General features: G+C 64.9%; 20 protein-coding genes. 2 read left to right on the top strand and 18 right to left on the bottom strand.

The annotated features are described in order from the left end of the window. Nucleotides 1-94: 94 nt before the first annotated feature. The 6 genes from H928_RS0115460 to H928_RS0115485 form a co-directional block, all read right to left on the bottom strand. Nucleotides 95-1,291, bottom strand: a complete 1,197-nt coding sequence (locus H928_RS0115460; RefSeq protein WP_021027320.1) for a M20 aminoacylase family protein — start codon at nt 1,289-1,291, stop codon at nt 95-97. A gap of 142 nt (nt 1,292-1,433) precedes the next feature. Further along, complete coding sequence (locus H928_RS28145) at nt 1,434-2,612, bottom strand: MFS transporter (RefSeq protein ID WP_084635829.1); 1,179 nt, start codon at nt 2,610-2,612, stop codon at nt 1,434-1,436. A gap of 144 nt (nt 2,613-2,756) precedes the next feature. Then, the gene (locus H928_RS0115470) at nt 2,757-3,569 is read right to left on the bottom strand and encodes a pseudouridine synthase (protein ID WP_021027322.1); all 813 of its coding nucleotides are present in this window, start codon (nt 3,567-3,569) and stop codon (nt 2,757-2,759) included. Between the two features lie 66 nt (nt 3,570-3,635). Further along, nucleotides 3,636-4,049 (bottom strand): DUF6691 family protein, encoded by a 414-nt coding sequence (locus H928_RS0115475; protein ID WP_021027323.1) that lies wholly within the window; start codon nt 4,047-4,049, stop codon nt 3,636-3,638. A 10-nt stretch (nt 4,050-4,059) separates the two neighbouring features. After that, nucleotides 4,060-4,488: a YeeE/YedE family protein gene (locus H928_RS0115480; protein WP_027010992.1), complete on the bottom strand. Its 429-nt coding sequence runs from the start codon at nt 4,486-4,488 to the stop codon at nt 4,060-4,062. 36 nt (nt 4,489-4,524) lie between these two features. Continuing rightward, nucleotides 4,525-4,848: a helix-turn-helix transcriptional regulator gene (locus tag H928_RS0115485; protein WP_021027324.1), complete on the bottom strand. Its 324-nt coding sequence runs from the start codon at nt 4,846-4,848 to the stop codon at nt 4,525-4,527. A 91-nt stretch (nt 4,849-4,939) separates the two neighbouring features. Between H928_RS0115485 and H928_RS0115490 the strand changes: the two genes are divergently transcribed. Continuing rightward, nucleotides 4,940-5,860, top strand: a complete 921-nt coding sequence (locus tag H928_RS0115490; RefSeq protein ID WP_027010994.1) for an MBL fold metallo-hydrolase — start codon at nt 4,940-4,942, stop codon at nt 5,858-5,860. Between the two features lie 144 nt (nt 5,861-6,004). Here the strand turns inward: H928_RS0115490 and H928_RS0115495 are convergent, their stop codons facing one another. From H928_RS0115495 to H928_RS0115505, 3 genes are all read right to left on the bottom strand, one after another. Further along, nucleotides 6,005-7,285, bottom strand: a complete 1,281-nt coding sequence (locus H928_RS0115495; RefSeq protein WP_021027326.1) for an MFS transporter — start codon at nt 7,283-7,285, stop codon at nt 6,005-6,007. 347 nt (nt 7,286-7,632) lie between these two features. Next, nucleotides 7,633-8,469, bottom strand: coding sequence for an META and DUF4377 domain-containing protein (locus H928_RS0115500; protein ID WP_027010996.1), 837 nt, complete (start codon nt 8,467-8,469; stop codon nt 7,633-7,635). 289 nt (nt 8,470-8,758) lie between these two features. Next, the gene (locus tag H928_RS0115505) at nt 8,759-9,631 is read right to left on the bottom strand and encodes a M23 family metallopeptidase (protein ID WP_027010997.1); all 873 of its coding nucleotides are present in this window, start codon (nt 9,629-9,631) and stop codon (nt 8,759-8,761) included. A 382-nt stretch (nt 9,632-10,013) separates the two neighbouring features. On the opposite strand from H928_RS0115505, the gene H928_RS28150 reads away from it, so the two are divergent. Next, entirely contained in the window at nt 10,014-10,571 is a 558-nt protein-coding gene (locus H928_RS28150) for a DUF2242 domain-containing protein (protein ID WP_312986736.1), read from the top strand. Nucleotides 10,572-10,692: 121 nt separating this feature from the next. Here the strand turns inward: H928_RS28150 and H928_RS0115515 are convergent, their stop codons facing one another. From H928_RS0115515 to serC, 9 genes are all read right to left on the bottom strand, one after another. Beyond that, complete coding sequence (locus H928_RS0115515; protein WP_021027330.1) at nt 10,693-12,072, bottom strand: YdgA family protein; 1,380 nt, start codon at nt 12,070-12,072, stop codon at nt 10,693-10,695. 241 nt (nt 12,073-12,313) lie between these two features. Continuing rightward, the gene (locus H928_RS0115520) at nt 12,314-14,239 is read right to left on the bottom strand and encodes a gamma-glutamyltransferase family protein (RefSeq protein WP_084635825.1); all 1,926 of its coding nucleotides are present in this window, start codon (nt 14,237-14,239) and stop codon (nt 12,314-12,316) included. Nucleotides 14,240-14,388: 149 nt separating this feature from the next. Then, complete coding sequence (locus H928_RS0115525) at nt 14,389-16,086, bottom strand: alkaline phosphatase D family protein (protein ID WP_084635830.1); 1,698 nt, start codon at nt 16,084-16,086, stop codon at nt 14,389-14,391. 197 nt (nt 16,087-16,283) lie between these two features. After that, the gene (locus H928_RS0115530; RefSeq protein WP_021027333.1) at nt 16,284-16,610 is read right to left on the bottom strand and encodes an integration host factor subunit beta; all 327 of its coding nucleotides are present in this window, start codon (nt 16,608-16,610) and stop codon (nt 16,284-16,286) included. A 126-nt stretch (nt 16,611-16,736) separates the two neighbouring features. After that, a complete protein-coding gene (gene rpsA, locus H928_RS0115535) occupies nt 16,737-18,419 on the bottom strand; it encodes a 30S ribosomal protein S1 (protein ID WP_021027334.1) in 1,683 nt (560 codons plus the stop codon). 202 nt (nt 18,420-18,621) lie between these two features. Beyond that, nucleotides 18,622-20,709 carry a bifunctional 3-phosphoshikimate 1-carboxyvinyltransferase/cytidylate kinase gene (locus H928_RS0115540; RefSeq protein WP_021027335.1) on the bottom strand — a complete coding sequence of 696 codons (2,088 nt, stop codon included), beginning with the start codon at nt 20,707-20,709 and terminating at the stop codon, nt 18,622-18,624. 146 nt (nt 20,710-20,855) lie between these two features. Beyond that, the gene (locus H928_RS0115545) at nt 20,856-21,749 is read right to left on the bottom strand and encodes a prephenate dehydrogenase (RefSeq protein WP_043340473.1); all 894 of its coding nucleotides are present in this window, start codon (nt 21,747-21,749) and stop codon (nt 20,856-20,858) included. A 22-nt stretch (nt 21,750-21,771) separates the two neighbouring features. Then, nucleotides 21,772-22,872 (bottom strand): prephenate dehydratase, encoded by a 1,101-nt coding sequence (gene pheA, locus H928_RS0115550; protein ID WP_021027337.1) that lies wholly within the window; start codon nt 22,870-22,872, stop codon nt 21,772-21,774. Nucleotides 22,873-22,970: 98 nt separating this feature from the next. Further along, entirely contained in the window at nt 22,971-24,074 is a 1,104-nt protein-coding gene (gene serC / locus H928_RS0115555) for a 3-phosphoserine/phosphohydroxythreonine transaminase (protein WP_021027338.1), read from the bottom strand. Nucleotides 24,075-24,166: the final 92 nt, after the last annotated feature.

Below are 24,166 nucleotides of genomic sequence, written 5' to 3' on the forward strand. Positions count from 1 at the left end.
GGGAGAGACGAGAGGGGTGCTGAACGCTGCAAAACGGACTCCAGATCATGGCCGCAAGGCTTGCGGTGGTGCGAGCCCTTGCGGTGATAAACGCTTAGCGCTGCGCCTGGGTCGCAAACCAGCGGCGTGCCAGGCGATCCCAGAACGTGGCGCCCAGGGCGATGTTGTTGTCGTTGAAATCATAGCCGGGGTTGTGCAGCCCAACGCCGGGCTGGCCATCGGCGCCGTTGCCGATCCAGCCATAGGCACCGGGTACTTCTTCAAGCATGAAGCCAAAGTCCTCGGCCGTCATCGCCGGCAGCACATCGGTGTGGGCGTTGGTGTTGCCGACCATCTCGCGCATCACCTCGCCCATGAAGAGCGCCTCCTTGCGGTGGTTGGTGGTGTTGGGGTAGCCGGGTTTGATGATCACTTCGGCGCTGGCAAAATGCGCCTCGGCGATGTGGCCGGAGACCCGGTGCAGGCCGTCGATCAGGAACTGCTGCGAGGCCAGCGTCAGGTTGCGGCAGGTGCCGTAGATGCGGGCCTCATCCGGGATGATGTTCTCCACCGTGCCCGACTCGATCTTGCCCACGGTCAGCACCGCCGCATCCAAGGGATCGGTGCCACGCGAGACCAGGGTCTGCAGCTGGCCGACGATGGAGCAGGCCACCGGGATCGGGTCCACCGTGGTGTGGGGCAGTGCCGCATGGCCGCCCCGGCCGCGCACCACAATCTCAAAGCGCAGGGCAGCTGCCATGATGGGCCCCACGCGCACCCCCATCTGGCCTTGCGGCAGCGCGGGCCAGTTGTGCAATGCAAACACGGCCTGGCAGGGGAACTGGGTAAACAGGCCGTCCTGCATCATCGCGCGCGCGCCGGCGCCGCCTTCTTCACCAGGTTGAAAGATCAGGTGCACCGTGCCATCGAAGTCACGCTGGCCAGCGAGCAGCTCGGCCGCACCCATCACCATCGTCGTGTGGCCGTCGTGGCCGCAAGCATGCATGCGGCCCGGGTACTGGCTGATGTGGCCAAACTGGTTGGTCTCCTGCACCGGCAGCGCATCCATATCGGCGCGGATACCGATGGCAGGCCCGGGGTTGGCCGCATCGCGCCCCTGGCCATAGATGCTGGCCACAATGCCGGTGGTGCCCAGGCCCCGCACCATGGGGATGCCCAGCGCCGTCAGATAGGCCGCGATCTTGTCGGCGGTGCGGTTTTCTTCGTACTTCAGCTCCGGATGCATGTGCAGATCGCGGCGAAATGCGGTGAGCTGGTTGATGTTGGGGGCGTTGTCTTGGTCGAGGTACATGGTTTCTCTCTCGTGTCGGTGCAGGCGGCCACTGACCGCCATGCCGGAACTGCAAGCCTACCATTGTCCTCCTGTCTGCCCGGCGTGTCTGCGCGACAGTGCCTGGTGGGAAGCTCCGGGCGGGAAGCTCCGGGCCGCCCCTTTATGCCGCGCGGGTGGCAGAGGCCACGGCGCCCGGCTGCGACAGCCTGCGGTCCGCCAGCAAGGCCGCGACATTGAGCAGTGCCAGCACCGTGCCGGCGATGCAGGCACCCGTCCAGCCGCCGTGGTGCCAGGCCCATGCACCGATGGCCGAGCCAGCCGATGCGCCGATAAAGTAGCCCGTCATATAGCAGGCATTGATGCGCGAGCGCGCCTCGGGTGCCAGGCGGTAGATGACGTTCTGGTTGCAGATGTGGGTGCCTTGCAGCGCCAGCTCGATCACCAGCATGCCGACGATGAACAGGAACACCGAATGCTGGCTGTACCACAGCAGCGCCCAGTTGACGACCAGCAGCAGCACCGAGAAGGCGGTGGTCGGGCGCTCCAGGCCCTTGTCGACCAGGCGGCCTGCGGCGTTGGCCATCAAGGCGCCGGCCACACCCGACAGGCCAATGAGGCCGATCGATGAGTCACTCAGCCCGTGCTCGGGGCCGCCGAGCATCAGGGCCATCGTCGAGAACAGCACGCTGACCGATGCAAAGGCGAGGCCCCCCAGCAAGGTGCGGGTGCGCAGGCGGGGCTGCGTGCGAATCAAGGTGGCCATGCTGCCCAGCACTTGGCCATAGGGCAGGCGTGCGCCGCTGTGCGCTACTTTTGGCAGCACCCGGTAGAGCGCCAGCGCCACCAGCACCATCGCGATACCGCCCGCCTTGTAGACCAGGCTCCAGCCGCCCACGGCCGACAGGAGTCCGGCGACGGTGCGCGAGAGCAAAATGCCGGTGAGCAGGCCGCTCATCACCAGGCCGACGGCGCGACCGCTCGACTCACGCGGGGCCAGGCTGGCGGCCATCGGCACCAGCACCTGGGCGGCGACCGAGAACAGACCCGTCACCAAGGTGCCCAGCACCAGGGCCGTGAACGGCGAGGGCATCAGGCCTGCAAAGCCGCTGACCAGCAGGCCAATCGCAGCGAGCAGCATCAGGCCCACGGTCAGCTTGCGGCGCTCGAGCATATCGCCCAGCGGCACCAGAAACAGCAGGCCAATCGCATACGACACCTGCGCGCAGGTCACCAGGATGCCGGCCGTGCTATCGCTCACCTGCAGCGCATGGGCGATGGAGTTGAGCAGCGGTTGGTTGAAGTAATTGGCGCCGGCGCAGAGGCCGCAGGCCGTGGCCATCAGCAGCAAGACGGCAGGGCTGAGCGTTGCAGCAGGCGCTGCCGAGGAGGGTGCGGCGGGAGAGGATGTTGTTTGTTTATTTTTCACGGGGCGAGTGTGCGCGCATCCGAAAAACAATGTGCACCCTTGGTCTTGGCGCAGCTGCTAGGCTTGCCGCGACCAGGCCGGGTTGCGCAGCAGCGCCTGCCATTGCTGCAGGCTGGGGTGCGATTGCGGCACGGACATGCCCGCTGCGGGTTCTGTGTACGGGAACTGCAGCCCACTTTCAATATGCAAGGGGGCCTGCGTATAGGGGTGCTGCAGCGACAGCGACCAGGCATGCAGCCACAGCCGCTGCAGGCCCAGGCGCTCGGCCCACCAGCGGTTCAGCGGGCCCTTGCCATGCGTGGCGTCGCCAATGATGGGGTGGGCGATGTGCTTGAGGTGGCGGCGGATCTGGTGGCGGCGCCCGGTGTGGGGCTCGGCCTGCACCAAGGACAGGCGCGTGCCGGCAAAGCGATTGTCGTAGGCCTCGGCGTGCTCCAGCGTCGCCAGGCGCGCAAAGCGGGTTTGGGCCGGCTGGGCGGGCGCGTCTTGCGGGGCATCGTCGGGGCGCAGCGCGTGGTCAACATCCGCTTGCAGCGGTGCCCAGCCGCGCACCAGGGCCAGGTAGCGTTTGTGCAGCTGGTGGTTTTCAAATTGCATGCGCGTGCGGCTGGCGGCCTCGGCATGCAGCGCCAGCAGCAGCACGCCGCAGGTGCCTTTGTCGAGCCGGTGCAGCGGAAACACATGCTGGCCGATCTGGTCGCGCAAGGTCTGCACGATAAAGCGGGTCTCGCCCGCATCCAGACCCGTGCGGTGCACCAGCCAACCGGCGGGCTTGTAGATCGCCACCAGGTGCTCGTCGCGCCACAGCAGGGGCAGGGGGCAGTCCTGCGCATGGGTATGCGCAACAGCAGGGTCGATGGCGAAAGACATGAGTGGGTGGGCTGGTGAAACGATGGTGCTGGGGTGCGTAGCTATGGATTTTATAGTGATCGTGCCTCAAGACCTCTTGGGCCACAGCGTGAACAACAGCATGCCCGCCAGCATGGCCGCGCTGAAGATCGCCGCCGAGCCAATGCCCGCTGCCGTACCCACCAGCGCAGGGCCTGGGCAGTAGCCGGCCAGGCCCCAGCCGATGCCAAACAGCGCCGAGCCGATCAGCAGCGGTGCATCGACCGCCTGGCGTGCAGGCAGCTGCATGGGCGCGCCCAGCAGGCTGCGGCTGCGCCGGCGGGCCAGTGCAAAACCGGGCAGACCCAGCGCTATCGCGCCGCCCATCACCAGGGCCAACGAAGGGTCCCAGGCACCGGCCAGATCTAGAAAGCCCAGCACCTTCTGCGGATCGGCCATGCCGGACACCAGCAGGCCCAGGCCAAAGACCAGGCCAGCGAGGGCTGCGATCAGGATAGCCATCGTTCTCTCCTTACAACACGTGGCGCAGCACAAACACGGTCGCAAAACCGCTGGCCATAAAAACCAAGGTGGCCACCAGGGAGCGCAGCGACAGGCGCGAGAGCCCGCAGACGCCATGGCCACTGGTGCAGCCCGAGCCCAGGCGCGTGCCTATGCCCACGAGCAGGCCGGCCAGCACCAACAGCGGCCAGGCTGCAGGGCTGCTGGCCGCTGGCAAAGGCGCAAAAAGCTGGTAGAGCCAAGGGGCCGCCAGCAGGCCAGCCACAAAGGCCAGCCGCCAGGCGCCGGGTTGTGGGCGCGGCGGCAGCAGTGCGGCCACGATGCCGCTGATGCCCGCAATGCGGCCATTGAACAGCACCAGCAGCACGGCGGCCAGACCGATCAAGGCACCGCCTGCGAGGGCGGCCAGCGGCGTAAAGGCAGACAGATCGAGTGACATGGGCGACTTTCTTGGCGTGAGCGATGCGGTGGGGTTTCAGGCTGCCGGGCAGTACTGGGCGTAGAGCGTCTGCAACAGCGCCAGCAGGCGCGCATCGGCCACCTGGTAGAAGATGTTCTTGCCCTCGCGCCGGGTGCTGACCGCGTTTTCGCGCCGCAACACGGCGAGCTGCTGCGACAAGGTGGGCTGCGCAATGCCCAGCTGCGCCTCCATATCGCTGACGCAGCATTCGCCTTGGCTCAGGAGGCAGAGCAGCAGCAAACGGTCCTCATTGCCCAGCAGCTTGAGGGCAGAGACGGCATGGTGCGCTGCCTTGCGCATGGCTTCGGGCGAAGGGGAGGCCTTGGTTTTTACAGACATGGGAAGAAGGCTTGGACGCAGCAGGCTTGCCGAAAAGGAGGATTTTTATTATATTAAAAGATATATTGTTTTGTGTGAATGTGTTTTGACCATGCGCTCTGCCCCTTCTTTTGGCGTTCAGGCATTTTTTGACGAGGTGACCGGCACCGTCAGCTATGTGCTGCACGATGTGGCGAGCCGCGAGGCGGCCGTCATCGACCCGGTCTGGGACTTTGATGCCAAGAGCGGCCGCACCAGTACCGCATCAGCCCAGCGCATCGCTGATTACCTGGATGCCGAGCAGCTGACGCTGCGCTGGGTGCTGGAGACCCATGCCCATGCAGACCACCTGTCTGCCGCCCAGTGGCTGCGCACGCAGATGCCCGTTGGCGCGGTGCGTATTGCTGCGCCGGTGGTGATTGGCCAGCGCATCACCCAGGTACAAAAAGTCTTTGGCGGCATCTACGGCATGGAGGGCTGCATTGCGCCGCAGGGCGCGGACTTTGACTGCCTGCTGCGCGATGGCGATGTGCTGGCGCTGGGCGCCACCCGCATCCGCGCGCTGGGTGTCCCCGGCCACACGCCGGCGGACCTGGCCTATGCGGTGGAAGAGGGCGGTGCTGCGGCAGGCATGGTGGCCGCCATTTTTGTCGGCGACACCTTGTTCATGCCCGATGTGGGCACAGCGCGCTGTGATTTCCCTGGCGGCGATGCCCATGCGCTCTACCGCTCGATTGGCCGGCTGCTGGCGCACCCGCCAGAGACGCTGCTCTATGTCTGTCACGATTACCCGCCAGCCGGCCGCGCTGCCGCCTGGTGCAGCACGGTGGCCGAGCAGCGTGCGCACAATATCCATGTGCACGAGGGGGTGGACGAGGCCGCGTTTGTTGTGATGCGCGAGGCGCGCGATGCAACGCTGGCGATGCCGCAGCTGATGCTGCCCTCGGTGCAGGTCAATATCCGCGCCGGGCGCCTGCCCGATGCCGATGGGCAGGGCCGGCGTTTTCTCAAGCTGCCAGTCGATGCGCTCTGAGGGAGCGTTGAGGTTTGGTCTTAGAGCCGGTAACACGACCCAGCGAACCGAAGGTTTGCGGTTGAGACTAGGCGCCAAGCCGCAGGCAGTACAGGCGTACGACAAGGCTTGGCAACGACGTATCAAGGGTTGTGTTGGCGGCTCTTAGCGGCCCGCAGACTGGTGCTGCGCATCTTCGAAGCGGTTCACCTTCCACAGGCTGGGAAAGAGCCGCGTCCACAAGGCCACCACGGCCAGTGAGCACAGGCCGCCCGCCACCGCAGCGGGCACGGCGCCCAGCAAGGCGGCGCTGCTGCCGGCGCGGAACTCGCCCAGCTCATTGGATGAGCCGATGAACAGCATGTTGACGGCATTGACGCGGCCGCGCATGTTGTCGGGCGTGGCAAATTGCAGCAGCGAGCCGCGCACATAGACGCTGACCATGTCGGCCGCGCCGGCGACGGCCAGCGCCAGGCAGGACAGCCACAGCCAGTGCGACAGCGAGAACACCAGGTTGGCGATGCCAAACACGGCCACGGCCAGCATCATGCGCCGGCCCACCTGGGTGCCAAAGGGGCGGCTGCTGAGGTAGAGGCCGGCACAAACTTCGCCCATCGCCATGGCGCTGCGCAGCAGGCCCAGGCCTTCGGGCCCGGTGTGCAGTACTTCGTGGGCATAGATGGGCAGCAGCGCCACCACGCCGCCCAGCAGCACGGCAAACAGATCGAGCGAGATGGTGCCCAGCACCATGGGGCGGCCAAAGATAAAGCGGATGCCGGCGCCAAAGCGCTGCCAAATCGTGTCACGCGCGGCGCCCGGCTCGGCAGCGGCCTTGGGCGCCGCATACAGCACCTTCACGCGCAGCAGCAGCGCGGTGCCAATCGCAAAGGCCAGCATGCAGACCGCATAGGTCCACACGGCCCCGCCAGCGGCGTACAAAAAGCCGCCCAGCATGGGAGCGCCAATGGCCGAGCAGCGCATCACCACGCTGTTGGTGGCAATGGCCTTGGGCAGCAGCGCCATCGGCACCAGCTGCGGCAGCAGGCTTTGCAGCGATGGGCCCGAGAAGGCGCGCGTGGCGCCATACAGCACCAGCACCGCATAGATGCCTGCGACCCCGGCATGGCCATGGCCCGACAGCCACAGCAGCAGCGCGCTGCAGACACTGCCCAGCGCCCAGCTGGTGGCCAGCACCTTCTTGCGTGGCAGCCGGTCGATCAGCTCACCCGCAGGCAAGAGCAGCAAGAGCATCGGGATGAACTGGGCCAGGCCCACAAAGGCCAGCGCCATGGGGTTGCGCGTCAAGTCATAGACCTGCCAGGCGACGACCACGGCCTGGATCTGGGTGGCACCCACGGCAAAGACGCGCGCGATCAGAAAAACGAGAAAGCCGCTTTGCTGGTCGCGCAGCAGCGGCGGAGGGGCGGAGTGGGTGGTCGCTGGCATGGGGTGGGGCGCAGCCTGCGCTGGTGCAGCTGCTGCAACCGCAAAATGGTTGTAGGTGTTTGTGGCGCCATTCTGCCATGCCTGCCCAACTCTTATATAAGAGTTGGGCTTATCCATGCGGCAAGCAGGGCATGCCCAAAAGCGGGGCATGGGTGCGACGGCGCTGCGATGCGCGCATTGCGCCAATGTGGGCTGCAAAAACCAAACCCCCAGTCACCGCTGTGGGGCGACTGGGGGTTGGTGGTTTGGATTGAGCTTGAGGCCTCTAACTTGCAGTAGCTGCGAGCTGGCCAGACCTCCATCTCAGCGGAGTAAGCGGGCGCTGTCAGCAGCACCCGCCTGCACCATCAAGGGGCCTTGGCGGTCTCGACCGTCAGGTCCAGCACATAGGCGTAGCGCGATGCGTCCGCTGGCGGATTGGCAATGGTGTAACGCTTCACGCGCAGCACATTGCTGTAGCCGGGCTCGTGCTGGTAGCCTTCGATATTGCCGTAGAAATGCTGCCAGTCGCCGGCCACGGTCTTGCGGCCGTTGCTGTCATAGCGCAGCTCACGCACCTGCAGGCATTGCACGCCCTTGGCCACGCCGTGGCTGCAAGGCTTGGTCTGGGGGGCCACTTCATAGAACATGGTCTCCCCGGCGCTGCCGTACTTGGTGGCGTTGGTGGGCACCGACTTCAGCAGCCAGCGGCTGCCATCGTTGAACTGCAAGGTCAGGCGCGGGGCGTTGTTGTCCTGCGTGATGCGCAGGCTCTCGGCGCGCGTGATCTGTGCGCTCACCGCCTGCTCGAGCTGCATCAGTGGGGGCTCACACGCCATCATCGTGCCAATCGGGTTGCTGATGCTGATCTTGTCGCCATCGAGCTGGTAGCCCGCGCCCATGACATTGCAGAGGTTGCCGATGCTCACGCGGTGTGCCGTCTTGGCATCGCCGCTGAAGCCCAGGCGCAGCACCTTCTTGGGGGCCAGTGCGGTGAAGGCGGGCAGCGGACGGCCGGACTGGTCTTCGGCGCGTTCCAGATCCCAGTGGTAGGCCTGCAAGGTCTTGTCGGTGGCAGATACGTTCATGGCGGGTGCGGTGCTGCCTGTGGCAGGTGCCGCAGGGGTGGACGATGGGGTGCTGCTGCAGGCGGCCAGGGCCATCGCAGCGGCTGCGCTGAGGCTCATCAGTTTCCAACGTTGCATATGAATTTTTTCCTTGTTCGAGGCAGCGCACAGGCGCGCGCTGCGGTGGGTGAAAGCAAACCTAGAACGTTTTTACGATCTCAGCTTGCCATCCTAGGGGCTGCCGGCCGGCGCTGGTGTAGGCCAAGCTTGGCGCTTGGCAGCCCGCTCCATGGGCGCTGCCGCAGCAGCGTTTGCCTAAAACTTAGGCGCATGAAAATTATTGAAGTAAGTCAAAGGCTTGCCATCTTGTCCAGAGCCTTGTCCACATGCTGACCCACAGATATCTGGGATAACCACAGGCGCGCTATCAGGCGCTGAGGAAGAGGGCAGGGTCAACCATGCTGCGGTTGAGCATCACGCCCCAATGCAGATGCGGGCCCGTGACCCGTCCGGTGGCGCCGACCTTGCCGATCACTTCGCCAGCGCGCACGCTCTGGCCTACCGTCACCTGGGTCGCGCTCAGGTGGCAGTACATCGTCAGAAAGCCGCCACCATGGTCCATCCAGATGGTGTGGCCGTTGAAGAAGTAGTCACCCACATCGATGATCTTGCCATCGGCCGGTGCCTTGACCGGCGTGCCGGTGGGGGCTGCGATGTCCATGCCGCTGTGCGGATTGCGTGACTGGCCATTGAAGACGCGGCGCAGCCCGAAGGAGCTCGAGCGCCGGCCGGGCACCGGCACGGGCAGCTGCATCTGCGCGGGCAGCGGTGTGCTGAAAGTGGCCATCACCGTTTGTTGGTGGTCACGTTCGCGTTCATAGCGGGCATTGTCGGCGGCAGACAGATCGACCGTCTTGGGGGCGACCTTGAGGCGCTGCTCGCTGTATTTCTTGTCGCGCACCGTGTAGGCGATGCTGCGTGGGCCACTGGCCGTTTGCAGCCGGATCTCTGCGGCGCCGGTGGGGGCCGACAGCGGTATGCCGACCAGCGCCGTCCATTCGATGGCGTCGCCCAGCACCAGCAGCGGGATATCGCCTGCAAAGGCCTGGGGCCGCTCGGCCGCCGGGCCCAGCGACAGGCGCGCTACGCCACCGGGGACGCGCGCGTCAGCAGGCCAGCCGTCGGTGGCCGCCGCCTGCGCGCCGTGCAGCCAGGGCAGCAGCAAAAGGCCGCTGCCAGCCTGCAGCAAAAGGCGGCGCTGCGGGCCTGGGGAGTCGGTTGGGCGGGCAGGGTCTGGCATGGACATGGGGGTTGGGCAGGGAGGTTGAATGTGCTTTTAAAAGCATAGCGCGTTGTGCTTTTCCATCCTGGGTAAATGCCGCGCATAATATGCAAAATTTGGTAAACCAGTGCAGCGCTGCTGGTGCTGGGGAATGCGGCTGGTAGCATGCCTCTTTGCCCCACGCGCCGGGCGTGCTATACAGGCGTTGGCTGACATGCTGCGCCGGCCATATCCATTACAGTGGTGCGGCTGGGCCTGCATCTCTGTCATCCAGGTCATCATGTTGTTTCGGGAGTTCGTTTCGTTCATGTTGGGCAAGCATTCAGATCTATTTTTACTGGCTGCATCCACCCGCTGCGCACCGCATTGCTCATGGGCGGGTTGGTCCTTGGTGGCAGCCTTGGCGCTGTCTGTATCGGGTTGCGGCAGCCTGGACCGCGAGGCCGACAGCCACCGCTACAACGTTGTGGCCCATGAGACCTTTGGATCGTCTGCCACCTATTCACGCCTGTTTGATGCGCCGCCGGAGCGCGCTTGCGAGGCCGCACGCCGCGCGCTGCTGAGCCAGGGCTATCTGATCAATGTCTCCAAGGGCAAAGAGGTCGAAGGCCAAAAGAGCTTCCAGCCAGCGACGGACAACCACCAGATCATCACCATCCGCGTCGTCTGCGCTGCCGACAGCAAGGACGGCAAGGTGACCCTGGGCTTTGTCTCTGCACTCAAGGACACCTACAACCTCAAGAAGAGCAGCAACTCGGCCAGTGTTGGTGTGGGCGCGCTGGGTTCACTGTCGCTGCCGTTTTCTGCCGGCAATGATTCCATGGTCAAGGTAGGCAGCGAGACGGTGAGCTCGGCCACCTTCTACGACAGCTTCTTTGACCTGATCAAGTCCTACCTGCGCCAGGACGATGAACTGCGCCAGCAAAGCCTGACCGGCGACGAAGAATTCGTCGAGTAATACGGCGCTGCGGCCTGGTCACCAGGTCGCTCAAGCGGCAACAGAAAAGCCCGCCATCGTGAAGATGACGGGCTTGTTTTTTGTCCGTGGCCCGTAGACTGGCCACGCAGGCTCTTGCAACTTAGGGCATCGCGGACAGCAGACCCATCATGCCGTTCTGGTCCAGCGGCTTGCCATTGGCTTGCAGCTTGCCGTCAGTCCATTGCAGCTCGCTGGCCACACGGTCCTTGTTGTCCACCAACAGGCCCGCTTGCACGAGGCCCGCCAGGCGCGCATCCACATCCTGCTGCACGGCGCTGTCGATCTGCTTGGCATCGATGTCGTCCGCGCCTTCGTTCTCCAGCAGATAGGCTTCGCGCACTTTGCTGGCGTAGAGCGACTGCAGCACGGGCTTGGGCATGTCCAGGCGCAGCAGCGCCTTGAAGTCGGTCATGGGATTGAGCGGCTTGCCGGCATCACCCTGGTAGGCCAGCGATGCTGCCACCTCGGCCTTGCCTTCGGCCGTGCGCCAGCTGATGCGCTTGACTTCCAGCTCGGGCTTGCGTGCCAGCAGCTGCTGCATGCCCTGCATCAGCAGCATCTGCATGGCCTGCGGATCGCTCTGGATCTTCTGCGACTCCTTGGTGAACTGGTTCAGCCAGCCGGCATCGAGGTTGTGCAGGCCCAGGTCCATCACCATGTCGTCGATCTTGTGGTCCTTTTGCACAAAGGATTTGATCGACGCGTTGATCGTGGTGTTGACCACTTCGCCTTGCAACTGGGTGTCGGCCACCATTTTCAGGTCGGCGAGCTCAGCGGGGCTGTCACCGTTTTTGGGGCTGACCTTGAGGCTGGCAAGCGCCCACTCGATGCTGCCCACCATGAACTCCTGGCCCGTGGGCTGGTGCATGTCAAAGCGCATGGTGTTGCCACTCATCAGCATCTCGGAGGCCTGGCCGTCGTCTTCTTCACCGGGCTTGCTTTGCACCAGCAGGCTGGGCATCGATGCATCGCCCTTGATGCGGCTGAAATCGGAAGACATCTCGAAGTCCGACTTGAAGCCGCCAAAGGCGAGCTTGTCCGCGCCAAATTCGCCATTGAACGCTGGCGAAGTCACCTCGTTCTGGGTGCTCTTGGACCAGCCCACCTTGCTCTTCCAGACCAGCGGCGCCTTGTCCTTGAAGGCCACCACCCACTCGGGCGGTGCATCGGGGTTGATCGCAAAGGTGGAGACGATTTCTGCCAGGTGTGCAATGGGCAGCGGGCCGTGGCTGATGGCGTGCTGGGCGGTGAACTGCAGCTTTTCTTCACCGGTGTCCACCGTCCACAGCGTTTGCGCGGTCGACGAGAAAATGCCCTTCTGGTAGTCCTGCACCTGCACCAGCAGCGGCGGCTTGCTCCACTCCTTGGCGGCGGTCGCAAAACCTTGCTCGATGTTGTTGCCTACCAGGTAGCCTGTGGTGGCGCCGCCTGCGGCCAGCACGGCCACGGCTGCGGCAATGCCGATGCCTAGTTTTTTCATGTGTTTTCCCCTCTGTGGTTTGAAACCGGATGGACGCAGCTTGTGGTGTGCTTGGGTGCCGCGCCTTGCGTGGAGCCCGCATTGTAGAGGGCGGGCTGCAAAATCAGCAATGCGGTGCCCAGGCGCTATGTGACCAGGTGTAGCAGGCTTTTTAGGGTTGGCTGCGGACAGTCTCTGTACATGGCAGGCAGATAAAAAACGGGCCGCAAGCGGCCCGTGGGTTGGCAAGCAGAGGGGGCGCTTACTGGCCCATGACAATGCCTTCGCGGCGCGGATCGGCACCGCCAAACCACCAGGATTTGCCATGCGCCTCGCCGCGCGAGATCGCCTGCAGGCCGCTGGTCAGGTTTTGCTCTTTCACCTCGGCGCCACGGGCCTGCAGGGCCTGCACGGTGGCGGCGGGGAACCGCTTTTCCTCCAGCACGGTGGGGCCGTTGAGGCTGCCAAAATTGGGCAGGTTGATGGCCTGCTGCGGCATCAGGCCCCAGTTGAGCATGCCGTACAAGGTCTTGGTGGTGTAGTGGATGATCCAGGCGCCGCCGGGGCTGCCGGCGCTGATCACCAGGCGGTCGGTGGCCTTGTCGAACACCAGGGTGGGCGCCATCGACGAGCGCGGGCGCTTGCCGGGCTCGACCCGGTTGGCGATGGGCTGGCCCTGCGCATCGCGCGGCGCCAGGCTGAAATCGGTCAGCTCGTTGTTCAGCAGAAAGCCACCAGCCAGACCGCGACCGGTGTTGACCATCTGGCGCGAGCCAAACTGGTCTTCGATGGTTGTGGTCATCGCAATCGCATTGCCGTAGCGGTCCACGATGCTGATATGGCTGGTGCCGTATTCCTGCTGGTAGGGCTGGCTGGCGTAAGCCATCTGCACGCTGCCTGGCCGCCCGGGTTGGGCTTGCTGCATGCTGCGCGCGCCAATCAGGCGGGCGCGCTGGGCCAGGTAATCGGGCCTAAGCATGCTCGACCAATCCCCTGCCGGCGCGCCGACAAAGGCCGGGTCGGCCACATACTGGTTGCGGTCGGCAAAGGCCAGGCGCGAGGCCTCGGCATAGAGGTGCAGCCAGTCGGCGCTGGGCAGGCCGTCGGCACCCAGACCCATTTGCCCCGCCGGGGTGTTGGCCAGGATGCCCAGGATTTGCGCCACCGCAATGCCGCCCGAGCTGGGCGGTGGAAAGCCGCACAGGCGGTAGCTGCGGGTCGATGCCGGTTGGCTGGCCGGGGCACCTGCAGCGCTGGGCGAATAATCGCTGCACAGCGCCTGGCGCTTGAGCGGCTGGTAGGCGGCCAGATCAGCCAGGCTGAGCTTGCCGGGGTTGCTGGCATGGCCTTGCACCTTGCGCACGATGGCCTCGGCCACCGGGCCTTCGAGCAGCGCCTTGGAGCCGTGCTGGGCGATGCCCTGCAACACGGCGGCGTATTCGGGGTTCTTCAGCAGATGGCCCACGGGCCAGGGCTTGCCATGGGCATCGAGAAAGTAGCCGCTGGCGACCGGATCCTGGCCCAGAAATTTCTCCTGGGCAGTGAGCGCGTTCACACGCGCACTGACCTTGAAGCCATCGGTGGCCAGGCGGATGGCCGGCTCGAACAAGCTGGCCCAGGGCAGTTTGCCGTGCTCCTTGTGCGCCATCTCCAGCATGCGGATGGCGCCGGGCACGCCCACCGAGCGGCCGCCCACCACCGCATCATGAAAGGCCATGGGCTTGCCGTCACGCATGAACAGGTTCTCGTCAGCGGCCATCGGCGCCACCTCGCGGCCGTCATAGGCCTCGACCTGGCTGCCTTGGGCATGCAGCAAAAAGGCGCCACCACCGATGCCGCTCGATTGCGGCTCGACCAGGCCCAGCACCAGTTGCACGGCAATGGCCGCATCGATGGCCGAGCCGCCCGCTTGCAGCACCTGGTAGCCGGCATCGGTGGCCAAGGGGTTGGCAGCGGCTACCGCGTATTGCTCGGTAGCCCAGCCGGGCTTGTCGGTCCAGCCGGAGCTGCCTTCGGGCTGGTCGGATGCCATCGGGGGCTGGTATTGCAGCTGGGGCTGGCTGCTGCAGGCGGCCAGCAAGGCCGCCGTAGCGACTGCCGCCAGAGACGGCGACCAGCGGCTGGCCGTGGTGCGGGAAGGCGGCAGATGCGGGCGGCGGGTGCGGGACCCCGGGGACAGTCGTGGCATGGCGATCTCCTTGTTGTGGCGGCAATGTCTGGCATGCTAACCGCTTTGCCGCGACAGGCGTAGCGGACAGCGCCGCTAGAAGGTCCCCAGGGCGTTGCAGAATGTAGGCTGCCCAGGGCTACGGGATCGGCGGCAAGATCAGTCCAGGATCAAGCCCATTGCGGCCCGGCGACCTGGTCCTCCACCACAAAGCGAGCCAAGGTGTGGGCGGCACTGTCCGCATACTGCGGCTGGTTGACCACGCACAGCTGGGTGGTCCAAAGCTTGGGGGTGATGTCGCACAGCCCATAGCCGCGCTCATCGCAGCGGGCGAGCAGCACATGGGGGTTGCGGGCCACGATGGCATCGACCCGGGCCTGGGTGGTGCCCGAGTGCGAGCTGATCGAGGTGCCACAGAATTCGCTGGCCAGCACGCGTTCTGGAGTAGCGCTCTCCGGATCCTGGATGCGGCAGACATAGTTCTGGTGGATGTCGCCGCCCAGCAGCACGGTGTTGCGCAGCTGCGCTTGCTCCATAGCGCGCAGCAGCCGCTGGCGGGCGGCGGGGTAGCCATCCCAGGTATCGGCACTGGTGCGGCCGTTGGGAAAGTGGCGAGGCGCAAACAGCGTTTGCTGGCAGATGATGCTCCAGCGCCGGCTCCCGGGCATAGCCGCGCTGTTGCCTGCCAGCTGCGCTGCCAGCCAGCGCTCCTGGCTCCAGCCCAGAAAGCTGCGGCTGTTGCGCGCCAGGTCGGGGCAGTCTGCCCCCTTGACGGAGGCCGGGCTTTTTTCGGTGACTGCGCGGCAGGCCTGGGCATCGCGGTACTGGCGTGCATCCAGCACCCACATCGCGGCCAAGGCGCCCCAGCTTTGTTGGCGGTAGAGCGGCGTGTGGACCGGGGGCAGGGCCAGGCCACCCTGTTTGCAGGCGACTGAGGCGCGCAGCGGCATGTTCTCGTAAAACGCCTGGTAGGCGGCCATGCGCTTGGCGACAAAGGCCTGGACCTGGCCCACGCCATCGTCGCCGACATAGTTGTCTTCAACCTCATGGTCGTCCCAGGTCACCAGCCAGGGGCAGTGCGCATGCATGGCCTGCAGGTCCGGGTCGCTCTTGTGCAGCGCATAGCGGTCGCGGTAGTCCTGCAGGCTGACGGCATGGGAGAGCGGCTGCAGGCGCGCGAGCTGGCTGCGCTGTTGCTTGGCAGCGGATGCGGGAGAGGCGTATTCGTAGATGTAGTCGCCCAGAAAGACGACCAGGTCGGGATCGTCCTCGCGCGCATGGCGCCAGGCGGCGTAGTAGCCATGCTCCCAGCGCTGGCAGGAGGCATAGACCAGGCGCAACCGGGCCACCGCCGCACCAGCGGCTGGCGCGGTGCGGGTGCGGCCTGTGGCGCTGGTCTGGCCCTGGCAGTGAAAGCGGTAGTAGTACCAGCGGTCGGCCTCCAGCCCCTGGGCCAGCACATGCACGCTGTGGCCGCCGTCCGGGCTGGCCATGGCCTCGCCCTGGCGCAGGATCTGGCGGAACTGCGCATCCTGGGCCAGCTCCCAGTGCACCGCCACCGGGCGCAGCAAGGGCGCGCTGGCGCTGGGCAGCAGCCGCGTCCACAGCACCACGCTGCTGGCATCGGGCTCGCCACTGGCAACGCCCAGGCCAAACAGCTGCTCCGAGACCGGCCAGGGGGCCATGGCCAGAGGCGAATCGCTGCCTGTCTGCGCGATGGCCGGCAACTGGGCGGCCAGGCCCAGGGCGCCCAGACCTTGCAGCCATTGGCGCCGGTTGGGGTGCTGGGCCAGCGTTTGGGCCAGATCCTGGTTCAGATTTTGAAGCAGGTCTTGGTCCAGGGAGCCGGGTAGGGGGTGTTGCGGCATGGTGCGACGGGGTGGATCGCCCAGCATAGCGCTGGTGCAGATCCGCAGTGTGCCGCACAGCTACCTCTGCGAAAGCGGGCAACGTGGGGAACGTGGGCAATAGCAAGGCATAAAAAAACGCCCCACAGGGAGCGTTCGTTGGGCTGGCTGCCAACTGCCAGCGGCAGATGGGCCATCCGGGTGGTTCAGCCGGCGCTTTATTCGTCGTTGTTCTTGGGGCTGGCGGTCGAGGTCAGGATGTTGCTGGGGTCGTCCACCGATTCGCGCAAGGCCTTGCCTGGCTTGAAGTGGGTGACGCGCTTGGCGGGCACCTGCACGGCTTCGCCGCTGCGTGGGTTGCGGCCCAGGCGGGGTTGGCGGTGGGTGATGGTGAAGCTGCCAAAGCCACGGATCTCGATGCGTTGTCCGCGTACCAGCGAGTCTTCGATGGCCTCCAGAATCGTTTTGACGGCCTGCTCCGCATCCCGCTGCGTCAGCTGGTGGAATCGAGCGGCAAGCTCTTCAATCAGATCGGATCGGGTCATACGAATGTGGAATCTTCGTGAATCAAATAGTCAAAGCGTTGGTGGGCGCACTGGGCGCCCACCTTGTCTGCAAGCTACCGACTATACCAAGACGGGCAAGGCATGGGTCGGTAGCGGAGCCGTCAATTACTTGTCGGCGTCCAGCTTGGCGCGCAGCAGTGCGCCCAGGCTGGTGGTACCAGCATTTTCCTTGGACGATTGCTGCGACAGCGAAGCCATGGTTTCTTGCTGTTCAGCGTGGTCCTTCTGCTTGATGGACAGGGAGATGCTGCGGCTCTTGCGATCCACATTGGTCACCACGGCGGTAACTTCATCACCTTCCTTGAGCACCGAACGTGCGTCTTCCACGCGGTCCACCGAGATTTCGGAAGCACGCAGGTAGCCGACGATGTCGTCGCCCAGGTCGATTTCAGCGCCCTTGGCATCCACAGACTTGACCTTGCCGGTCACGATCTGGCCCTTGTCGTTCACGGTAGCGAACGTGGTGAATGCATCGCTGTCGAGCTGCTTGATGCCCAACGAGATACGCTCACGGTCCACGTCCACGGCCAGCACGATGGCTTCCACTTCCTGGCCCTTCTTGTAGTTACGAACCGCGGCTTCGCCGGTTTCGTTCCACGACAGGTCAGACAGGTGAACCAGACCGTCGATGCCCGAGGCCAGGCCCACGAACACGCCGAAGTCGGTGATCGACTTGATCGGGCCCTTCACGCGGTCACCACGCTTGGTGTTCTGCGCGAATTCTTGCCATGGGTTGGCCTTGCACTGCTTCATGCCCAGGGAGATACGACGCTTGTCTTCGTCGATTTCCAGAACCATGACTTCGACTTCGTCGCCCAGGGTCACGAGCTTGGAAGGCGCAACGTTCTTGTTGGTCCAGTCCATTTCGGACACGTGCACCAGACCTTCGATGCCTGGTTCCAGTTCCACGAACGCGCCGTAGTCGGCAATGTTGGTGACCTTGCCGAACAGACGGGTGCTCGATGGATAACGGCGCGACACGCCCATCCATGGATCATCGCCCATTTGCTTCAGACCCAGCGAGACACGGTTCTTTTCGGTGTCGAACTTCAGGATCTTGGCGGTGATTTCCTGGCCAGCGGTCACCACTTCGGATGGGTGACGCACGCGGCGCCATGCCATGTCGGTGATGTGCAGCAGGCCGTCGATACCGCCCAGGTCCACGAACGCACCGTATTCGGTGATGTTCTTGACCACGCCTTGAACGATGGAGCCTTCCTTGAGGGTTTCCATCAGCTTGGCGCGCTCTTCGCCCATCGAGGCTTCCACCACAGCGCGGCGGCTCAGCACCACGTTGTTGCGCTTGCGGTCGAGCTTGATGACCTTGAATTCCAGGGTCTTGTTTTCGTAAGGGGTCAGGTCCTTGATCGGACGGGTGTCGATCAGCGAGCCTGGCAGGAAGGCACGGATGCCGTTGACCAGAACGGTCAGGCCGCCCTTGACCTTGCCGGAGGTGGTACCGGTCACGAATTCGCCCGATTCCAGCGCCTTTTCCAGGGCCAGCCAGGAAGCCAGACGCTTGGCGGTGTCGCGCGACAGAATGGTGTCGCCGTAGCCGTTTTCGATGGAACCGATGGCCACGGACACGAAGTCACCCACTTGGACTTCGATTTCGCCCTGGTCGTTCTTGAATTCGTCGATTGGCACATAGGCTTCGGACTTCAGGCCGGCGTTCACCACCACGAAGTTGTGCTCAACGCGCACGACTTCAGCAGTGATCACTTCGCCAGGACGCATTTCGGTGCGTGTCAACGACTCTTCAAAAAGGGCGGCAAAAGATTCAGACATGTATTTCCTTAGACACGGGCAGGTTTCCGGCAGCACTATTGCTGACGTTTTTATGGCTGGCCGTGCAGGTTGTGTGGTTGTGACACCACGGGGTTCAAAGTTAAACAACCCGGCAACCCATGGCGGTTAGATCCACCAGTAGAAGGTTGCAGGGGCGGGTAACACCGCCGCCAAAGGCAGGAGAAGGGGCGCGGTGGGCGCCTCAGGCCTGTTCTTTGCCAAACGGCTGTCGCTTTTCCCACCAGGACAGCACCTGAGCGACCGCGTTGTCCACGCTCATCTCGGAGTTGTCCAGCAAGAATGCATCCTGCGCTGCATGCAAGGGGGCGGTGGCGCGGTTCATGTCGCGCGCGTCCCGCGCCTCAAGGTCAGCACGAAGGTCGGCTATTGTAGCCGGTATTCCTTTTTCAATCAACTGTTTATGGCGGCGCTCGGCGCGCTTGGCGGCGCTGGCCGTCAGATAGACCTTCAAAGGGGCGAGCGGGAAAATCACCGTGCCCATGTCGCGGCCGTCAGCGACCAGGCCGGGCAGCTGGCGAAAATCATGCTGGGCCTGCACCAGCGCCTGGCGCACGGCGGGCAGCGCCGAGACCAGGGAGGCGTTCATGCCCGCTTCTTCGCTGCGGATGGCCAGGCTGATGTCCTCGCCATCGAGCCGCACGCCATGGTCGGCGCCGAACTGGATGTCCATCTGCGCAATCAGCGCGGCAATCTGGCTGGCATGCTCGGCATCGATCGGGATGCCGGCGCGGGTGGCGGCCAGGCCGGTGATGCGGTAGAGCGCGCCCGAGTCAAGCAGGTGGTAGCCCAGCTGCTCGGCCACGGCCGAGGCCACGGTGCCCTTGCCCGAGGCGGTGGGCCCATCAATGCAGATCACCGGAATCGAGCCGGGCACGGCGCGCACGGCCGAGAACATGGCCTCGAAGTAGCCGGGGAAGGTCTTGGCCACGCACTTGGGGTCTTCAATGCGCACCGGCAGGCCGGCGGGGTTGAAGGCGGCCAGCGAGAAGCACATCGCTACGCGGTGGTCGTCATAGGTGTGGATGCTGGCGGGCTTCCAGGCCTCGCGGTTCGCGGGCGGGGTGATGGTCAGGTAGTCCGCGCCTTCCACCACGACAGCGCCGAGCTTGCGCAGCTCGATGGCCATCGCGGTCAGCCGGTCGGTTTCCTTGACGCGCCAGCTGGCGATATTGCGCAAGGTGGTCGTGCCATTGGCGTACAGCGCCATCGCGGCCAGGGTCATCGCTGCGTCGGGGATGTGGTTGCAGTCCATGTCGATGGCCTGCAGCGGCCAGGCGCCCCGGCGGATCTCCAGCCAGTTGGGGCCGCTGGTGATGGCCGCACCCATCGCACGGGCGGCATCGACAAAGCGGATATCGCCCTGGATCGACTGCGCGCCCACGCCCACGACCTTGACGACCCGGTCCACGCTGGAGGTGCCGCCCTGCGCATTGGGCCGGCTGCCCTTGCTGGCGGCAATGGCGCCCAGCGCGATGAAGTAGCTGGCCGACGAGGCATCGGCCTCGACATGGATTTCGTGCGGCGACTGGTAACGGCTGCCGGCCAACACGGTAAAGCGCTGCCACTGCTCATTCTTGATCTGGATGCCAAAGCGCTTGAGCAGCTCCAGGGTGATATGGATGTAGGGCTTGGAGATCAGCTCGCCGGCGACTTCGATCACGATGTCCTGGCGCGTGGCGACCAAGGGCAGGGCCATCAGCAGGGCGGTCAGGAACTGGCTGGAGACATCGCCGCGCACGGTGATGGGCGTGTTCAGCTGCAGCTGCGCGGCCGTCACGGGCTGGATGCGCAGTGGCGGAAAGCCCTCGTTGCCCAGGTAGTCGATCTGGCAGCCCAGCTGGCGCAGCGCATCGACCAGGTCACCGATGGGGCGCTCGTGCATGCGCGGCACACCGCTCATCTCGAACTGGCCGCCGAGCAAAGCCAGCGCAGCGGTCAGCGGCCGCATGGCCGTGCCGGCATTGCCCAGGAACAGCGCGGTGCTGCGGGCGGCCAGCGCGGGCGCCAGCTGGCCGGCAATGCCGGTGATGTGGTAGCTGTTGAGGTGGGCCGGGTCGGTGCTGCGCACCACGGCGCAGCCCAGTTGCTCGAGCGCACGCAGCATCACCTGGGTGTCGTCGGAATCGAGCAGGTCATGGATGGTGGTGGTGCCCGCGCTCAGCGCGGCCAGCAGCAGCACGCGGTTGGAGATGCTCTTGGAGCCGGGCAGCTGCACTTCACCATGGGCGCTTTGCAAGGCGGGGATATCGAGAAATGCAGTGGAGAACATGGCGGGGCTCTGCTGTGGGGTGGTTGCGCCAGGCCTGCTGCGCAGGCGGCGCGGTGGTCGCAAACGAAGGTGGCGCTGCCCGTTATCAGGTAGCGCCACTGGCTATTATCGGTCCACCGGCTGGGCCAGTGCTGGTGCTGCGCCGATCAAGCGGTGGTTTTGTGCTTGGACAGCGACTCTGGCGTGTAGAGCTTGCCCTGCTTCCACTGCGCGCGGGTGCCGCTGGCCTCGCGCAGCAGCTGCTCGAGCGCGGGCTGGTCGTCGCTCAGCAACGCGGCCTCGTAGCTGCCCAGCATGTGCTGCAGCGACTGGATCTGCTTGAGGATCTCGCTGCGGTTGGCCAGGAAGATATCGCGCCACATCTGCGGCTCGGCCGCGGCAATGCGGGTGAAATCGCGAAAACCGGGGCCGGCGAGCGACAGCATGCGGTGCGCGCCGTCTTGCGACAGCAGCGAGTTCATATAGGCCATGGCCACCAGGTGCGGCGCGTGGCTGCTGGCGGCCAATGCGGCATCGTGCTGCTCGGGCGCCATGCTGGTCACATGGGTGCCAATGGCCTTCCAGATGGCCTCGGCCTGGCGCAGCTGGGCGACCTTGGTCAGCTCAGTCGGGGTGAGCACCACCTGGGCATCGCGGTAGAGGTTGACGTCGGCGTGGTCCACGCCAAAGACTTCCTTGCCGGTGATCGGGTGGGCCGGCACAAAGCAGCCAAAGCGGTCGCGCAGTGCGCGGCGCGCGGCAGCCACCACATCCATCTTGGTCGAGCCGACATCCATCACCAGGGTGTCGGGGTTGATCAGGTGCTTGATGTTGGCCAGCGTCGACTCGGTCGAGGCGACCGGGATGGCCAGCAGCACCAGATCGGCGCCCGAGACGGCCTGCAGGGCCGAGCTGGCCTCTTCATCAATGACGCCCATCTGGCGCGCGCGGCTGGTGGTGGATGGCGACTTGCTGTAGCCGACAATGCGTTTGACCAGCCCCGCCCGTTTGGCTGCAAGGGCAAATGAGCCGCCCATCAGCCCGCAGCCGATCAGCGCCATATGTTCAAACTTTTTCACCGATTCAACTCCCGACAGGGTAGGCGCCGAGCACCTTGTAGAACGCACACAGCGCGCGCAGCTCATCCAGGGCCTTGGCCACATGGGGCTGCGACGGGTGGCCGTCCAGATCAATATAGAAATAGTATTCCCACTGGCCGGTGCGGGCCGGGCGGGATTCGAAGCGCGTCATCGACACGCCATGCTTGCTCAGCGGCATCAGCAGCTCATGCACGGCACCGGGCCGGTTGGGCACCGAGACGACCAGGCTGGTGCAGTCCTTGCCACTGGGCTCGGGCGTGGCCAGCGTGTGGGGCAGGCAGATGATGGCAAAGCGCGTGCGGTTGTAGGCGTCATCCTGGATGGCGTGGCTGATGATGTGCAGGCCGTACTGCTGGGCCGCACGCTCGCCGGCGATGCCGGCCATGTTCGGGTGCAGGGCCGCCAGGCGCGCGCCTTCGGCATTGCTCTCGACCGGGCGGCGCTCGGCATGGGGCAGGTGCTTGGACAGCCAGCCCTGGCACTGCGCCAGCGCCTGGGGATGCGCGGCCACGACCTCGATGCCTTCGAGCGAGTTGGTCGTGCGCATCAGGTTGTGGCGGATCAGCAGGCTCACCTCGCCCACCACATGGCAGGGCGTGTGCAGGAACATGTCCAGCGAGCGCGTGACCACGCCTTCGTTCGAGTTTTCCACACCGACGACACCAAACTGGGCGCTGCCAGCAGCGGTGGAATGGAAGACCTCTTCAAAACTGTTGCAGTACTTGATGTCGGCAGCGCCGCCAAAGTACTGGATGGCCGCTTCTTCGCAGAAGGTGCCGGCCGGGCCCAGGATGGCTACGCGCTGGGGCGATTCCAGCGCCAGGCAGGCGGACATGATCTCGCGCCAGATGGCCGAGACATGGGCGGCCTTCAAGGGGCCAGGGTTGGCGTTTTCAATCTTCTGGATGACCTGGGCGACCCGGTCTGGGCGGAAGAAGGGCGTGCCTTCGCGCTTTTTCAGCTCGCCCACCCGTTCGGCAACCAGGGCGCGCTGGTTCAGCAAGGTCAGCAGCTGCGTGTCGAGATTGTCAATCTGGACACGCAGTGCGGCGAGTTCGGGGGACGCTTGGGGTGAAGTGCTCATGGTGGCCTGGGTGTGCGATGCGGGCAGCTCCCGGGGAGACTGCCAGCCAGTAAGAATAACGTAAGAGTGTTTCCCGGGCAAAACCGGGGCGTTGCTGATCAGCCCTGTTTTTCAAAACTTTGCATATAGTCCACCAGCGCCTGCACGCCTGCCAGTGGCATGGCGTTGTAGATGCTGGCGCGCATGCCGCCGACCGACTTGTGGCCCTTGAGCTGCAGCAGACCGCGCGCCTTGGCGCCATCCAGAAATGCCTGGTTGCGTGACTCATCCTTGAGGAAGAAGGGCACATTCATGCGCGAGCGGCAGTCGCGCGCCACGCGGTTCTCGTAGAGCTGCGAGCCATCGATGGCCTGGTAGAGCAGCTCGGCCTTAGCGCTGTTGCGCGCTTCCAGCGCGGCAACGCCGCTGGCAGCGCCTTCTTGCTGGCGCAAGATCCATTCAAAGGTCAGGCCGGCAATGTAGATGCCCCAGGTGGGTGGCGTGTTGTACATCGACTGGTTGTCGGCCACCAAGCGGTAGTTGAAGGCGCTGGGGCACATGGCCATCGCGTGGCCGAGCAGGTCGTCGCGCACGACGACCAGGGTCAGGCCCGCCGGGCCCAGGTTCTTCTGCGCGCCGCCAAAAGCCAGGCCCACGCGGCTCCAGTCCACCTTGCGCGATGCCACATGCGACGAGAAATCGATCACCAGCGGCGCCTGGCAGCCCAGGCTGGCGAGGTCGGGCAGCTGCTGGAACTCCACGCCATTGATGGTCTCGTTGCTGCAGATGTGCACATAGCGCGCATCGGCACGCAGCTTCCAGCTGGCGGGGTCGGGGATATGGGTAAAGCCCTGGGCTTCGTCGGTCGCAGCCACGGCAGCGTTGCAGAACTTGGCCGCTTCCTTGGTCGACTTCTGGCTCCAGCTGCCGGTGACGACAAAATCGACGGCGCCGCCTTGCGACAGGTTCAGCGGCACGATGGCGTTTTCCGCCAGGCCTCCGCCTTGCATGAACAGGATGTGGAAGTTCTTCGGCACGGCCAGCAGCTGGCGGAAATCGGCCTCGGCCTTCTCGCAGATCGAGATGAACTCCTTGCCGCGGTGGCTCATCTCCATCACGCTCATGCCGCTGCCGCGCCAGTCCAGCATCTCGCTGGCTGCTTGCTGCAGCACGTCTTCAGGGATGGCGGCCGGACCGGCCGAGAAGTTATAGGGGCGTTGCATGGAAGGCCTTGTTGGCTCGCACAGCGAGCGGTGATAGCTATGGAAAAAGGAGCATAAAGGGCAGGAAAAAGCCATGTCGCAACATGGCTTTT

It is taken from the genome of Comamonas sp. B-9, assembly GCF_000410635.1.
Classification (GTDB): Bacteria; Pseudomonadota; Gammaproteobacteria; order Burkholderiales; family Burkholderiaceae_C; genus Comamonas.